The following is a 14,861-nucleotide window of genomic DNA, read 5'->3' as shown; positions in this document are numbered from 1 at the left end:
CGGGTTCGTGAAATTGTGCATAAGTCAAGTCTTGACAGCCGTATTTTGTCCTCCGAAGGCGCTCACAGCGCCGTGAGCGCACGCCGGTAGCGGATCGCTTCGGCGATCTGCGCGGCCGTCGGCAATGGGTCGCCGGCCAGATCGGCGATCGTGCGCGCGACCTTCAGCACCCGGAAATACGCGCGCGCCGACCAGCCGAAGCGCTCGCCGGCCTCGCGCAACAGCCGCTCGCCGTCGTCGGTCGGCCGGCACAGGTCGTCGGTTTCTCGGCCGCTCAGCATGTGATTGGTCTTGCCCTGCCGGTCGCGTTGCAGCGCACGCGCCTGGGCGACCCGTGCGGCGACCGCCGCGCTCGGCTCGCCCGGTGCCGTCGCGCGCGACGCGAGTTCGGCCGGCGACAGCGCGGGCAGGTCGATCTGGATGTCGATCCGGTCGAGCAGCGGGCCCGACAGCTTGCGCAGGTAGCGCGCGGCGGCATCGGGCGTGCAGCGGCAACGCCCGGACGGATCGCCGTGCCAGCCGCACGGGCACGGGTTCATCGCGGCGATCAGCTGGCACGCGGCGGGGAAGTCGGCCTGCTGCGCCGCGCGCGAGATCGTGATGCGGCCCGCTTCGAGCGGCTCGCGCAGCATTTCCAGCACGTGCCGGTCGAATTCGGGCAGTTCGTCGAGAAACAGCACGCCGAGGTGCGCGAGCGTGATCTCGCCCGGCTGAGGCGGGTTGCGGCCGCCGACCAGCGCGGCGGCGCTCGACGAATGGTGCGGCGAGCGGAACGGGCGCCGCCGCCATTGCGAGGGCGAGAAGCCGATGCGGCTCGCGGAAAGGAGTGCTGCCGACGTCAGCGCCTCGTCGTCGGTCAGCGGCGGCAGGAGGCCGGGCAGACGCGCGGCGAGCATCGACTTGCCGGCGCCGGGCGGCCCGATCATCAGCATGTGGTGCCCGCCCGCGGCAGCGACTTCGAGCGCGCGCCGGGCGCCGCGCTGGCCGACGACGTCCGCGAGATCGGGCGCGGCGGGCGCCGGCACGCCGTCGAGGCAGGGCGCCGCGACCGGCGTGAGCCGGGCATCCGGCGTGCCGGCCAGATGCGCGCACAGCGCGGGGAGGTCGGGCGCGCCGAACACGGTGACGCCCGGCACCAGCGCCGCCTCGGCCGCGCTGTCGAGCGGCAGGTACAGCTCGGGCGGGCGCGACCGGGCTGACACGCCGGATATCGCGATGCAATCGACGCCGGAATGGCCGCTGGAATCGAAACCGGAACCGGGACCGGAATCGAGGTCCGCTGCGACATGACCCGCGCGCCAGTCGCGCGCAGCGCCGCACGCCATCGCGAACGCACCGCGCATCGGCCGCAGCGCGCCGGTCAGCGACAGTTCGCCCGCGAATTCGCGGCCGGCCAGCGCATCAGCCGGGAGCTGGCCGTTCGCGGCGAGGATGCCGAGCGCGATCGGCAGGTCGAAGCGGCCTGATTCCTTCGGCAGGTCGGCCGGCGCGAGATTGACGGTGATACGCCTGACGGGGAAGTCGAATCCGCAGTTCTGCAGCGCGGCGCGCACGCGCTCGCGGCTTTCGCGGACTTCGAGATCAGGCAGACCGACGATCGAGAACGACGGCAGCCCGTTGGCAAGATGAACTTCGACGGTGACGTCCGGCGCGCGGCCGGCCGCCGGCGCGCGACTGCGCACCACGGCGAGCGACATGGCGAGGCTCCTGTAGATGAATCGGACGGGCTACGGCCGTTCGGGGCCGCATGCCGCGGGAATCGGAGGAATCGGTGCGCGCTGCCGGCGTGGCGCGGGAAAGAACGAGGAACGACGAACTGCGAAGAGCGAGGAACAGCGAAGAACGACGGAACGGCTAGCCGACTGGCTGATTTCCGGGTGACAGGCGCGGGCCGCACGAGGCGGCCCGCGCCCGGACCAGTCGGTCGGGTGGGGCGTCAGGCCTGGGACGCTGCGAGCTTCTGCTCGAGTTCCGCGACGCGCTTCTCGAGTTCCTCGAGGCGCACGCGAGTGCGGGCGAGCACATGTGCCTGCGTGTCGAACTCCTCGCGCGTGACGAGATCGAGCTTCGAGAAGCCTTGCGACAACATGGCCTTCACGTTGCGCTCGACATCCTTGGCCGGCGAGTTTTTCAGCAGATCGCTGACGCGCGACTGCAGGTCGTTGAAAACATCGCTGGGTTGCTTCATGAGATTTCCTTCCTTGCACAAAAAATGTGCATATTCAGTTGCATACGTGCCCATGATGCACGCATGACCGGAAATGGTGCGCCCGCGGCGCGATTTCCGGGCACGGCGCCCGCATGGGTGAATGGCCCGGTAAGCCGGGACGTGCGTGCACTCTAGCAACGATCCTTTCGGCGCGCCAGCAAACCGGGCCATGTTGGCCATTCGGCCGGGCTTCCGCACCTTTCAGCATTAGATGCGACCCTGTTTAAGAGCGGTTCGAGGCGGTCTTCGCACGAACATGGCATGCGAGTTGCTGAGGAGAGACCGTTACACCATTCCAACCAATTCGACGGGACCACCCAGCGAGAGGACTTCATGAAACTGATTACCGCAATCATCAAGCCGTTCAAGCTCGATGAGACGCGCGAAGCGCTCTCCGCGCTCGGCGTCTCGGGCATCACGGTCACTGAGGTGAAAGGGTTCGGGCGCCAGAAGGGGCACACCGAGTTGTACCGGGGCGCCGAATACGTGGTCGATTTCCTGCCGAAGATGAAGATCGAGGCGGCCGTGTCCGACGATCTCGTCGACCAGGCGGTCGAGGCGATCGAGCGGGCCGCCCGCACCGGCAAGATCGGCGACGGGAAGATCTTCGTCACGCCGATCGAGCAAGTGATCCGGATCCGGACCGGGGAGACCGGCGCAGACGCGCTGTAACAGACAAAGACAAGCGACAAGAGGAAACCCGAGATGCGCAAACTTCTGATGTCCCTGCTGATGGCCGGTTCGCTGATCGCGGCCGGTGTCGGCCCCGCGCTCGCCGACGACGCGGCTTCCGCCGCGGCTGCGTCCGCGCCCGCCGCAACGGCGTCCGATGCGTCGGCCGCCGCCGCTCCGGCTGCTTCGGCGCCGGCCGCCACGGACGCATCGGCACCTGCCGCTGCCGCCGCACCCGCTTCGGGCGCCGCCTCCGACGCATCGGCCGCTGCCGCCGCGTCCGCGCCGGCCGCACCCGCCGCGCCGACCGAGCCGTTCTCCGTCGATTCGTCGAAGATCAGTGCCGGCGACACCGCGTGGATGCTGACGTCCACCGCGCTCGTGCTGTTCATGACGATCCCCGGCCTCGCGCTGTTCTACGCGGGCATGGTCCGCAAGAAGAACGTGCTCGCTACCGTGATGCAGAGCTTCGCGATCACCGCGGTGATCACGGTGCTGTGGACGGTGGTCGGCTACAGCCTCGCGTTCACGCCGGGCAACGGCTTCATCGGCGGGCTGTCGCGCGCGTTCCTGCACGGCATGACCTACGTGAAGGGCGACAAGGCGACCACGCTGACCGTCAGCCACCTGGCGACGACGATTCCGGAATCGGTCTACTTCGTCTACCAGATGACGTTCGCGATCATCACGCCGGCCCTGATCTGCGGCGCGTTCGCCGACCGGATGAAGTTCTCGGCGATGCTCGTGTTCATGACGCTCTGGTCGCTGATCGTCTATGTGCCGATCGCGCACATGGTGTGGGAGCCGACCGGCTGGCTGTCGGCCGACGGCGTGCTCGACTTCGCGGGCGGCACCGTCGTGCACATCAACGCCGGTATCGCGGGCCTCGTGTCGTGCCTGATGCTCGGCAAGCGCGTCGGCTTCGGTCGTGAGTCGATGGCGCCGCACAACCTCGTGCTGACGATGATCGGCGGCTCGATGTTGTGGGTGGGCTGGTTCGGTTTCAACGCGGGTTCCGCGGTCGCGGCCGACGGCCGTGCCGGCTTCGCGATGCTGACGACGCAAGTCGCGACGGCGTGCGCGGCGCTCGGCTGGATGTTTGCCGAATGGATCTCGCACGGCAAGCCGTCGGTGCTCGGCATCGTGTCGGGCGCGGTCGCGGGCCTCGTCGCGATCACCCCGGCCGCCGGCTTCGTCGGCGTGACGGGTGCGCTCGTGATCGGTATCGCGGCAGGCGTCGTGTGCTTCTGGTCGGCGACGTGGCTCAAGTCGAAGCTCGGCTACGACGATTCGCTCGACGCGTTCGGCGTGCACGGCATTGGCGGGATTCTCGGTGCGCTGCTGACGGGTGTGTTCGCGGTCAAGGACATCGGCGGCGCCGACGGCAGCCTGCTGCTGCAAGCCAAGGGCGTGCTGATCACGCTGGTGTACAGCGGCGTGCTGAGCTTCGTGCTGCTGAAGCTGATCGACCTGACGATCGGCCTGCGCGTGACCGAAGAGGAAGAGCGCGAAGGCCTCGACGTGGTGCTGCACGGCGAGCACGTCGAATAAGTCGTACGGATGACGGCGGGCCGCCGCGCAGACGGCGCCCGCCCCGAATGAGCGCAGCGACTTCGGCCCGCCCGCCCGGCGGGCTTTTTTTCTCCTGTCGCGTGCTGCCGTAGCGCATAACCCTTCACGCTATCGGGTCAATAGCCGAAAACTTCCTCCAAACCCTTGCGAAGCCGGGAACAATCCCCAAATGGGCGGAGCAATTGCTCTACAATCTTCATTCTCCCGCTCGCGAGTGATTCATGGTTCCCCACCTCGTTACCGCGTTGAACGGTCCGCTGCTCGAGCTCGAGCAGAAGATCCTCGACGCGACGCCTGCGATCGAACGCTGGTTCAGGCTCGAATGGCAGGAACACACCCCGCCGTTCTATTGTTCGGTGGACCTGCGCAACGCCGGTTTCAAGCTGGCGCCCGTCGACGCGAACCTGTTCCCCGGCGCGTTCAATAATCTGCCGTCCGAAGTGCTGCCGCTCGCCGTCCAGGCCGCGATGGCCGCGATCGAGAAGATCTGCCCGGACGCGAAGAATCTGCTCGTGATTCCCGAGCTGCCGACCCGCAACGCGTTCTACCTGGAAAACGTCGCGCGGCTCGCGACGATCATGCGCCAGGCCGGCCTGAACGTGCGCTTCGGCTCGCTCGACCCGAGCATCACCGACATGACGCCGATCACGCTGGCCGACGGCCAGAAGATCGTGCTCGAACCGCTCGAGCGTTCGCAGCGCCGTCTCGGTCTGAAGAATTTCGATCCGTGCTCGATCCTGCTGAACAACGACCTGTCGGCCGGGATTCCCGCCGTGCTGGAAAACCTGCACGAGCAGTACCTCCTGCCGCCGCTGCACGCGGGCTGGGCCGTGCGCCGCAAGTCGACGCACTTCTCGTGCTACGACGACGTCGCGAAGAAGTTCGCGAAGATGGTCGGCGTCGATCCGTGGATGGTGAATCCGTATTTCGCGCACGTCGAAGGCGTCGACTGGCAGGGCCATGAAGGCGAGCAGGCGCTCGCCGACGCGATCGACGGCGTGCTGAAGAAGATCGCGCGCAAGTATCGCGAATACGGAATCAGCGAAAAGCCGTACGTCGTCGTGAAGGCCGACGCGGGCACCGCCGGGCGCGGCGTGATGACCGTGCACGACGCGGCCGAGATCGGCCGCATGTCGAAGGCCGAGCGCGCGCAGATGGCCGAATCGAAGGCCGGCCTCGCGGTGCGCGACGTGATCGTGCAGGAAGGCGTCTATACGTTCGAGCGCGTCGGCGACGAAGTCGCGGAGCCGGTCGTGTACATGATCGACCGCTACGTGGTCGGCGGTTTCTACCGCACGCACGGCGGCCGCGAGCGCGACCAGAACCTGAACGCGCCCGGCATGCACTACGTGCCGCTCGGCTTCGAGCACACCGCGCTGCCGGATGCCGGCGCGAAGCCGGGCGCCGCGCCGCCGAACCGTTTCTACATGTACGGCGTCGTCGCGCGCCTGTCGCTGATCGCGTCGTCGATCGAACTGGAAAAGACCGATCCCGAAGCCATCCAGGTGTAACGGCTTCGCTACGTACAGGACCCGCATGGACATTCTCTTTATCGCCGACCCGCTCGAGCGCTTCAAGATCTACAAGGATTCGACCTACGCGATGATGGCGGAGGCCGCGCGGCGCGGGCATGCGGTCTACGCGTGCCAACCGCACCAGCTCGCGTGGACGGGCTCGGGCGTCGAGGCGGACGTGCAGCGCGTGACGATCGTCGGCGACACGGCCGACCTGCATCGCCATCCGTGGTACGAGACGGGCGCGCACGAATCGCGTCAGCTGACGTCGTTCGGCGCGGTGCTGATGCGCAAGGATCCGCCGTTCGACATGGAGTATGTGACGGCCACCTGGATGCTCGAGCTTGCCGAACGCGCGGGCGCACGCGTGTTCAACAAGCCCCAGTCGATCCGCGATCATTCGGAGAAGCTGGCGATCGGCGAGTTTCCGCAGTTCGTCGCGCCGACGCTCGTCACGCGCGACGCCGCGCGCTTGCGTGCGTTCCACGCCGAGCATGGCGACGTGATCGTGAAGCCGCTCGACGGCATGGGCGGGATGGGCGTGTTCCGCGTGAAGGCCGACGGGATGAATCTCGGCGCGATCATCGAGATGCTCGGCCACGACGGCACGCGCTCGCTGATGATCCAGAAGTTCATCCCCGAGATCACGGCGGGCGACAAACGCATTCTGCTGATCGCGGGCGAGCCGGTGCCGTATTCGCTCGCGCGGATTCCGCAAGGCAGCGAAGTGCGCGGCAATCTCGCCGCGGGCGGGCTCGGCGTCGCGCAGCCGCTGACGCCGCGCGACCGCGAGATCGCCGAGACGCTCGGGCCGGTGCTCGCCGCGCGCGGGCTGCTGCTGGTCGGGCTCGACGCGATCGGCGACTGGCTGACCGAGGTGAACGTGACGAGCCCGACGTGCTTCCGCGAAATCATGGAGCAGACGGGTTTCGACGTCGCCGCGATGTTCATCGACGCGCTGGAGCGGGCGGCCGCGTAGCCCGCTTTCCGCGCAAGCCCGGCGGCGGCCGCGCAGGTCCCCCGTCGCCGGAGCGGTTCGACCGGCCTGCTACAATGCCCGCTTGCCCGGTGCCGCGACCAGCGCGCCGAAGGCCCGGCGGTCGGGCCGAAACCGTTGCAAGGCTGAACATGAAACGATTCCCTCACTCGCTACGCTCGTTGCCCCGCTGCGGGGCGTCGGCCCGCCAGGGGCGGCCGGGGGCAGTCTGACATGGCCGGGATTCTGATCATCGCGCACGCACCGCTCGCCACCGCGCTGCGGGACTGCATCGCGCACATCTACGGCGGCGTGCCCGCGCGCATCGGCTGCATCGACGTGCTGGCGGACAGCGATCCCACTCAGGTGATGGCGTTCGCGCACGCGGAGCTCGCGCGGCTCAGGGAAGAAAATGGCGTCGTCGTGTTGACCGACATGTACGGCGCGACGCCCGCGAACATCGCGGGCCAACTCGCGAAGCTCGACAACGTGCGCGTGCTGGCGGGCGTGAACCTGCCGATGCTGGTGCGGGCCGTCTGCTACCGGACCGTGCCGCTCGACAAGCTCGTCGACAAGGCGCTGTCCGGCGGCGCGAAGGGTGTCCACGAAGTCGCGGCCGGCACACCGCCGCCGCCGACCGAAGTCGGCTGCGGCCAGTGCGCGCCGATTCCGCCCGAGCCGCAACCGCGCACCGAATCGCACTAACTGCCCCGTTTTCCGTTTTAGACCGACCCGCCGACGCACGTCGCCGGCGGCCGCGACCGACCCGACCGAGAACCATGCTTCAACAAGAAACCACCATCGTCAACAAATTGGGGCTCCATGCACGCGCATCGGCCAAGCTTACGCAACTGGCCGGCAACTTCCAGTCGGAAGTCTGGATGACGCGCAACGGACGCAAGATCAACGCAAAAAGCATCATGGGCGTGATGATGCTCGCGGCGGGCATCGGCAGCACCGTGACGATCGAGACCGAAGGTCCCGACGAGCGCGAGGCGATGGATGCGCTGCTCAAGCTGATCGCGGACAAGTTCGGCGAAGGTCAGTGATCCCCGCGCGGGATCGTTGTCGTTTCGAAGCAGAATGCCGCGTTTGTCGCGGCATTTTTTTCGTCCGCGGCATTGATGCGGAAATGGCAATGCTGCGCTGCACGCTGTCAGCATGGAGGTACGGAATTTATAATCGCTAACCGGGGTCATAAGCGCATCGCAGCAGTGTGCCGCGGCTTTACATGTACAGAGGAGGTGCGCGTGTCCTTCACGCTGCATGGCATTCCCGTCTCACGTGGTATCGCGATCGGGCGAGCGTACCTGATCGCGCCGGCGGCGCTCGACGTCGCCCATTACCTGGTCGAGGCGAACCAGATCGACGCCGAGGTCGCGCGTTTCAGCACGGCGCGCGAGGTCGTGCATCACGAGCTCGAGGCGCTGCGCGCCGACCTGACCGACGACACCCCGACCGAAGTGGCCGCGTTCATCGACGTCCACGCGATGATCCTGAGCGACGCGATGCTCGTGCAGGAAACCATCGACCTGATCCGCACGCGACGCTACAACGTCGAATGGGCGCTGACCGAGCAGCTCGAGCTGCTCACGCGCCACTTCGACGACATCGAGGATGAATACTTGCGCGAGCGCAAGGCCGACATCGAGCAGGTGGTCGAGCGCGTGCTGAAAGCGCTCGCCGGTGCGCCGTCGGCGTCGCAGGCGCTCGATGGCGCCGCCGCGCAAGGCCAGAGCGAGATGATCGTCGTCGCGCACGACATCGCGCCGGCCGACATGATGCAGTTCAAGTCGCAGTCGTTCCAGGCGTTCGTCACCGATCTCGGCGGCCGCACGTCGCACACGGCGATCGTCGCGCGCAGCCTCGGCATTCCCGCCGCGGTCGGCGTCCAGCATGCGAGCGCGCTGATTCGGCAGGACGACCTGATCATCGTCGACGGCGACCAGGGGATCGTGATCGTCGATCCCGCGCCGATCGTCCTCGAGGAATATTCGTACCGTCAGTCCGAAAAGCTGCTCGAGCAACGCAAGCTGCAGCGGCTGAAGTTCTCGCCGACGCAAACCCTGTGCGGCACGAAGATCGAGCTGTACGCGAACATCGAGCTGCCCGACGACGCGAAGGCGGCGGTCGAGGCCGGCGCGGTCGGCGTCGGGCTGTTCCGCTCCGAGTTCCTGTTCATGCATCAGAAGGAGATGCCCGAGGAGGAGGAGCAGTTCGCCGCGTACAAGCGCGCGGTCGAGTGGATGAAGGGCATGCCGGTGACGATCCGCACGATCGACGTCGGCGCGGACAAGCCGCTCGAGGCGCTCGACGAAGGCTACGAGACGGCGCCGAACCCGGCGCTCGGCCTGCGTGCGATCCGCTGGAGCCTGTCCGAGCCGCAGATGTTTCTCACGCAGCTGCGCGCGATCCTGCGCGCGTCCGCGTTCGGACAGGTGAAGATCCTGATCCCGATGCTCGCGCACGCGCAGGAGATCGACCAGACGCTCGATCTGATCCGCGAGGCGAAGCGCCAGCTCGACGACGCGGGGCTCGCGTACGATCCGAACGTGCGCATCGGCGCGATGATCGAGATTCCGGCCGCGGCGATCGCGCTGCCGCTGTTCCTGAAGCGCTTCGATTTCCTGTCGATCGGCACGAACGACCTGATCCAGTACACGCTCGCGATCGACCGCGCGGACAATGCGGTCGCGCACCTGTACGACCCGCTGCATCCGGCGGTGCTGCACCTGATCGCCTATACGCTGCGCGAAGCGAAGCGGGCCGGTGTGTCGGTGTCGGTGTGCGGGGAGATGGCGGGCGATCCGGCGCTCACGCGCCTGTTGCTCGGGATGGGGCTCACCGAATTCTCGATGCATCCGAGCCAGTTGCTGGTCGTGAAGCAGGAGATTCTGCGTGCGCATCTGAAGGCGCTCGAGAAGCCCACGGCCGACGTGCTGGCCGCATTCGAGCCGGAGGAAGTGCAGGCGGCGCTCAAGCGCCTGTCGGTCGCGGAGCCGCGCGCCGACGCGGCCGCCTAGGCGGCGTGGGCCGCGTCGCGGAACCGTCACGAAGGTTGCGAAACGTCATGCATGCGCCATTCGGCGCATGCATCCTGCGCGCGTCAGCGCCGGCCCTGGCACACGGGGCAGTCGGCCTGGCGCGCGATCTTCATCGTCGTCCATTCCATCCGCAGCGAATCGAGCATCATCAGCCGGCCGTTGAGCGTCGTGCCGATCGCACCGATCACGCGTAGCGCTTCGGCGGCCTGCATCGCACCGATGATGCCGACCGTCGGCGCGAACACGCCCATCGTCGCGCACGCGACTTCCTCGAACGGCTGGTCTTCCGGAAACACGCACGCGTAGCAGGGCGCGGCCGGGTCGCGGAAATCGAACGTGCTGATCTGGCCGTCGAAGCGCAGCGCGGCGCCCGACACGAGCGGCACGCCGTGTGCGACGCACGCGCGGTTGATCGCATGGCGCGTCGCGAAGTTGTCGGTGCAGTCGAGCACGACGGTGGCCCGCGGCACATGTTCATCGAGCCACGCATCGTCGACGCGCGCCGCGACCGCATGCACGGTCACTTCCGGGTTCAGCCGCGCGAGCGCGTCGCGCCCCGATTCGACCTTGCTGCGGCCGACCGATGCGGTCGCGTGGAGGATCTGCCGCTGCAGGTTCGTGAGGTCGACCGTGTCGGCGTCGACGAGCGTGATCGTGCCGACTCCGGACGCCGCGAGATACATCGCGGCCGGCGAGCCGAGACCGCCGGCGCCGACGACGATCGCATGCGCGTCGAGAAAGCGCTGCTGCGCTTCGATGCCGATTTCGTCGACGAGGATGTGGCGGGAGTAGCGGAGGAGTTGATCGTCGTTCATGGGGAAGTCGTGAGCGGGGCGGAAGCGCCGGCGTATCGATTCATTCTAGGCGCACATGAAAAACGGGCCATCGCGGTCTTCCCGCGATGGCCCGTCGGATGCCGGCCGGCGCTTACTGCGGTGCCGACGCGGGCTTCGGTGCGGCCGCCTTCGCGCCCGACGCCTTCGTGGTGGACGCGGCCTTGGCTGCAGGGCTCTTCGTCGTGCTCTCGGCGAGCAGCGACTTCGATTCCTGCACCGGCTTGCCCTCGAGCTTGTTGAGCGCCTGCTGCATCATGAAGTCGTCGGTGCTGCCGAACTCGATCGGCTTGCGATCGCGGTCCTTCTGGCGCTGCTCCGGCGTCTTCTTGTCGTTCTGCTCCTCGAGGACGCGCAGCTGGTCCATCCGGCGCTGCTCGCGTTCTTCCTGTTCCTTCTTCTCGTTCGGATCCTGCGTGTTCGCGAGGTGGTTCGTGTAGTCGACCTCGCGCGTCACGAGCACGTCGTCCGGATCGCCGTCCGCGTACTGATCGACCGGCACGTCGGGCGTGATGCCCTTGTTCTGGATCGAACGGCCACTCGGCGTGTAGTAGTAGGCCGTCGTCAGGCGCAGCGCGGTGTCGGCCGTCATCGGACGGACCGTCTGCACCGAGCCCTTGCCGAACGTCGTCTTGCCCATGATCTGCGCGCGCTTCGAATCCTGCAGCGCGCCGGCGACGATTTCCGACGCGGACGCCGAATACGCGTTCGTCAGAACGACCATCGGCACGGTCTTGAAGACCGGCGGCAGGCTCTTCAGCGGATCGCCGTCGAAGGACGGCAGGCGGTAGTTGTCGTAGGTGTCGCGGTAGACCTGCTTCGAATCCGGGATCTGGCCGTTGGTCGACACGACGACGGAGTCGGGCGGCAGGAACGCGCCGGCGACGCCGACCGCGCTTTGCAGCAGGCCGCCGCCGTTGTTGCGCAGGTCGAGGATCAGGCCCTTCAGATTCGGCTGCTGGCGAGCGATGTCCTGCAGCTTCGCGGCGAGATCGGGCGTCGTGCGTTCCTGGAAGCTCGTGATCCGGATGTATGCGTAGCCCGGGTCGAGCAGCTTCATCTTCACGCTCTGGACCCTGATGATCGCGCGCGTGACCGTGATCGGGAACGTGCGATCGTCGCTCTTGCGGAAGATCGTCAGCGTGACCTTGGTGCCCGGCTCGCCGCGCATCTGCTTGACGGCCTTGTCGAGCGTCATGCCGCGCACGGGCTTGTCGTTGATGCGGGTGATCAGGTCGCCCGGACGGATGCCGGCGCGGAACGCGGGGGTATCTTCGATCGGGGAGATCACCTTGACGAGACCGTCTTCCTGCGAGATCTCGATGCCGAGACCGGCGAAGCGACCCTTGGTCTGCTCCTGCAGTTCGTCATAGTCGGTCTTGTCGAGGAACGACGAATGCGGGTCGAGGCTCGACACCATGCCCTTGATCGCTGCCGTCAGCAGCTTCTTGTCGTCGACCGGTTCGACGTACTCGCGCTTGATCTGGCCGAACACTTCCGCGAACAGGCGGAGCTGGTCGAGGGGAAGCGGCGCCGTGGCGGTCTGCTCGGCCGACGCCGAAACCTGCAGCGTGGCGAATACGCCCGTGGCGAGGCCCGCGGCAATCAGGCCGATGTTCTTCAATTTCATTCGCATAGAGAGTCTGGTGCGGTCGGGAAGCGCGTGGCGGTAGCGGGGATGTAGCGGACAAGTATAACTGTTCGTCCGATTGCCCAGTGGAACGGTGCGAATTGGCCCCGGAGCCCTGGTTCCCGGCGGGGTGCCGCCGGACGCGCAGCGGATTCGAAAGCGGATTCGACCGCACCGGGGCCGCGAAGGTTCGCGCCGCACGCCGGGTTGGGCCGGGCAGGCCGCGCGCGCGGCGGCGTGCCCGGCATCGCGGGTATCAGCCCGCCTTGCCCTGTTTCGCGACGGCAGCCTGTGCTTTCGCGATCGCGTCCTGGTCGCCCAGGTAGTAGTGCTGGATCGGCTTCAGGTTCTCGTCGAGTTCATACACGAGCGGCACGCCGTTCGGGATGTTCAGGCCGACGATGTCGCTGTCCGAGATGCCGTCGAGGTACTTGATCAGCGCGCGCAGCGAGTTGCCGTGCGCGGCGATCAGCACCTGCTTGCCCGCACGGACGGCCGGCGCGATCGATTCGTTCCACAGCGGCAGCACGCGCGCGACCGTGTCCTTCAGGCATTCGGTGAGCGGCAGCTGTTCGCGCGGCACCTTCGCGTAGCGCGGGTCGGCGAACGGCGCGCGTTCGTCGGTCGGTTCGAGCGCCGGCGGCGGCGTGTCGTAGCTGCGGCGCCACACGAGCACCTGGTCGTCGCCGAACTTGGCGGCCGTTTCCGCCTTGTTCAGGCCCGACAGCGCACCGTAGTGGCGTTCGTTCAGGCGCCACGAGTGGACGACCGGCAGATACATCAGGTCCATCTTGTCCTGCACGTGCCACAACGTGCGGATCGCGCGCTTGAGTACCGACGTGTACGCGATGTCGAACGTGTAGCCTGCCTCCTTGAGCAATTCGCCGGCCTGGTAGGCCTCGTTGCGACCCTGTTCGGTCAGGTCGACGTCGACCCAGCCGGTGAAGCGGTTTTCCTTGTTCCACGTCGATTCGCCGTGGCGGATGAGAACGAGTTTGTACATGGATCTTGCGGTCGGTAGTGATAGGGAAGCGGGGCGCGTCGTGCGGTACCCGGTCCGGGCCCGCCATCGCGCAAGACGGTTATTTTATAATGGCAGGATTGTCCTTTTCCGATTTCTCTTTTTCCGGCGGCATTCCGTGACGTTCTTTACCAATTACACGAACCTGGCCCTTATCGCGATCCTGCTGGTTTCCGGCGGCCTGCTCGCATGGCCGGCCCTGCGCCGCGGCCGTGGCGGCCTGTCGGCCGCGGAGGCGACGCAGCTCATCAATCGCCGCAACGCGGTCGTGATCGACCTGCGTACCGCGTCCGACTTCGCCGCCGGCCATCTGCCGTCGGCGCGTCAGGTCGCCGCCGGCGAGATCGGCGCGAAGATCGCGCAGGTCGCGAAAAACAAGAGCACCCCCGTGCTGCTCGTCTGCCAGAATGGCCAGCAGTCGCAGAAGGCGGCGCGCGAGGTCGAGGCGGCGGGCTATGCCGAGGTGCACGTGCTCGAGGGCGGCGTTGCCGCCTGGCAGCAGGCCGGGATGCCGGTCGTCAAACAAGGAGTGGCGAAGTGAGCAAGGTTTTGATGTACAGCACACAGGTGTGTCCGTATTGCATCCAGGCCGAGCGCCTGCTGAAGCTGCGCGGCGTCGAGCAGATCGAAAAGGTGCTGATCGACCGCGATCCGGCCCGCCGTGACGAAATGATGACGCGCACGGGCCGTCGCACGGTGCCGCAGATCTACATCGGCGAGACGCACGTCGGCGGTTACGACGATCTGTCGAAGCTCGACCGCGAAGGCGGCCTCTTGCCGCTTCTGCAAGCGGCCTGATTAGGGCAGAATGGCCGCCGGTCGCGCCGCGGCTCGAGCGCGCAGGATTCAACCGAGGCGGCCGGCGTGAAGCCGGGCCGCCCCGTCACCACTTTTAGGGAAACACCATGTCCGACGTCGAAAACCAACCGTTCTTCAACATCCAGCGCGTCTACCTGAAGGATATGTCGCTCGAGCAGCCGAATTCGCCGGCGATCTTCCTCGAGCAGGACATGCCGTCGGTTGAAGTCGAAGTCGACGTCAAGGCCGACCGCCTCGCGGAAAGCGTGTTCGAGGTTGTCGTGTCGGGTACCGTCACCGCGAAGGTGAAGGACAAGGTCGCGTTCCTGATCGAAGCGAAGCAGGCCGGCATTTTCGACATTCGCAACATTCCCGACGAACAGCTCGACCCGCTCGTCGGCATCGCCTGCCCGACGATCCTGTTCCCGTACCTGCGCTCGAACATCGCCGACGCGATCACGCGTGCGGGCTTCCCGCCGATCCACCTGGCGGAAATCAACTTCCAGGCGCTGTACGAGCAGCGTCTCGCGCAGCTTCAGCAGCAGGCCGGTGCGGCAGGCGCGCCGAACGGCACGACGCTGAACTGACGTTT

General features: G+C 67.0%; 15 protein-coding genes. 10 read left to right on the top strand and 5 right to left on the bottom strand.

Annotation, left to right across the window (positions count from 1 at the left end):
• Window positions 1-62: 62 nt before the first annotated feature.
• Together HWX22_RS02280 and HWX22_RS02275 are read right to left on the bottom strand one after the other, a co-directional pair.
• Window positions 63-1,697 carry a YifB family Mg chelatase-like AAA ATPase gene (locus HWX22_RS02280; protein ID WP_175914978.1) on the bottom strand — a complete coding sequence of 545 codons (1,635 nt, stop codon included), beginning with the start codon at window positions 1,695-1,697 and terminating at the stop codon, window positions 63-65.
• 239 nt (window positions 1,698-1,936) lie between these two features.
• On the bottom strand, window positions 1,937-2,188 hold the full coding sequence (locus HWX22_RS02275; protein ID WP_059526259.1) for an accessory factor UbiK family protein: 252 nt from the start codon (window positions 2,186-2,188) through the stop codon (window positions 1,937-1,939).
• Between the two features lie 354 nt (window positions 2,189-2,542).
• Between HWX22_RS02275 and HWX22_RS02270 the strand changes: the two genes are divergently transcribed.
• The 7 genes from HWX22_RS02270 to ptsP all read left to right on the top strand — a co-directional run bounded on the left by HWX22_RS02270 (window position 2,543) and on the right by ptsP (window position 9,966).
• Complete coding sequence (locus HWX22_RS02270) at window positions 2,543-2,881, top strand: P-II family nitrogen regulator (RefSeq protein WP_006398175.1); 339 nt, start codon at window positions 2,543-2,545, stop codon at window positions 2,879-2,881.
• Window positions 2,882-2,914: 33 nt separating this feature from the next.
• Window positions 2,915-4,432 (top strand): ammonium transporter, encoded by a 1,518-nt coding sequence (locus tag HWX22_RS02265; protein WP_175914977.1) that lies wholly within the window; start codon window positions 2,915-2,917, stop codon window positions 4,430-4,432.
• Between the two features lie 242 nt (window positions 4,433-4,674).
• On the top strand, window positions 4,675-5,964 hold the full coding sequence (gshA, locus tag HWX22_RS02260; protein ID WP_059451518.1) for a glutamate--cysteine ligase: 1,290 nt from the start codon (window positions 4,675-4,677) through the stop codon (window positions 5,962-5,964).
• A 25-nt stretch (window positions 5,965-5,989) separates the two neighbouring features.
• On the top strand, window positions 5,990-6,946 hold the full coding sequence (gshB, locus tag HWX22_RS02255; RefSeq protein WP_175909295.1) for a glutathione synthase: 957 nt from the start codon (window positions 5,990-5,992) through the stop codon (window positions 6,944-6,946).
• 231 nt (window positions 6,947-7,177) lie between these two features.
• On the top strand, window positions 7,178-7,648 hold the full coding sequence (locus HWX22_RS02250) for a PTS fructose transporter subunit IIA (RefSeq protein ID WP_059526247.1): 471 nt from the start codon (window positions 7,178-7,180) through the stop codon (window positions 7,646-7,648).
• Window positions 7,649-7,722: 74 nt separating this feature from the next.
• Entirely contained in the window at window positions 7,723-7,992 is a 270-nt protein-coding gene (locus tag HWX22_RS02245) for an HPr family phosphocarrier protein (protein ID WP_006477716.1), read from the top strand.
• Window positions 7,993-8,193: 201 nt separating this feature from the next.
• Window positions 8,194-9,966: a phosphoenolpyruvate--protein phosphotransferase gene (gene ptsP, locus HWX22_RS02240; protein WP_059526298.1), complete on the top strand. Its 1,773-nt coding sequence runs from the start codon at window positions 8,194-8,196 to the stop codon at window positions 9,964-9,966.
• An 83-nt stretch (window positions 9,967-10,049) separates the two neighbouring features.
• Here ptsP and moeB read toward each other — a convergent pair whose 3' ends face one another.
• From moeB to gpmA, 3 genes are all read right to left on the bottom strand, one after another.
• Window positions 10,050-10,802: a molybdopterin-synthase adenylyltransferase MoeB gene (moeB, locus tag HWX22_RS02235; protein WP_175914976.1), complete on the bottom strand. Its 753-nt coding sequence runs from the start codon at window positions 10,800-10,802 to the stop codon at window positions 10,050-10,052.
• A gap of 112 nt (window positions 10,803-10,914) precedes the next feature.
• Window positions 10,915-12,456, bottom strand: a complete 1,542-nt coding sequence (locus HWX22_RS02230) for a S41 family peptidase (RefSeq protein ID WP_059526241.1) — start codon at window positions 12,454-12,456, stop codon at window positions 10,915-10,917.
• Window positions 12,457-12,706: 250 nt separating this feature from the next.
• Window positions 12,707-13,453 carry a 2,3-diphosphoglycerate-dependent phosphoglycerate mutase gene (gene gpmA / locus HWX22_RS02225; protein ID WP_059526237.1) on the bottom strand — a complete coding sequence of 249 codons (747 nt, stop codon included), beginning with the start codon at window positions 13,451-13,453 and terminating at the stop codon, window positions 12,707-12,709.
• Window positions 13,454-13,589: 136 nt separating this feature from the next.
• Between gpmA and HWX22_RS02220 the strand changes: the two genes are divergently transcribed.
• The 3 genes from HWX22_RS02220 (at window position 13,590) to secB (ending at window position 14,856) form a co-directional block, all read left to right on the top strand.
• Window positions 13,590-14,012, top strand: coding sequence for a rhodanese-like domain-containing protein (locus HWX22_RS02220; protein WP_050014781.1), 423 nt, complete (start codon window positions 13,590-13,592; stop codon window positions 14,010-14,012).
• Entirely contained in the window at window positions 14,009-14,269 is a 261-nt protein-coding gene (gene grxC / locus HWX22_RS02215) for a glutaredoxin 3 (RefSeq protein WP_011658009.1), read from the top strand. The genes HWX22_RS02220 and grxC overlap by 4 nt, the downstream gene beginning before the upstream one ends.
• 107 nt (window positions 14,270-14,376) lie before the next feature.
• A complete protein-coding gene (gene secB / locus HWX22_RS02210; RefSeq protein ID WP_034179115.1) occupies window positions 14,377-14,856 on the top strand; it encodes a protein-export chaperone SecB in 480 nt (159 codons plus the stop codon).
• Window positions 14,857-14,861 lie beyond the last annotated feature (5 nt).

This window comes from Burkholderia sp. BCC1638, assembly GCF_902833195.1.
GTDB lineage: Bacteria > Pseudomonadota > Gammaproteobacteria > Burkholderiales > Burkholderiaceae > Burkholderia > Burkholderia diffusa.
The sequence above is the reverse complement of the archived record's forward strand: the minus strand, read 5'-3'. Positions and strand labels throughout refer to the sequence as shown.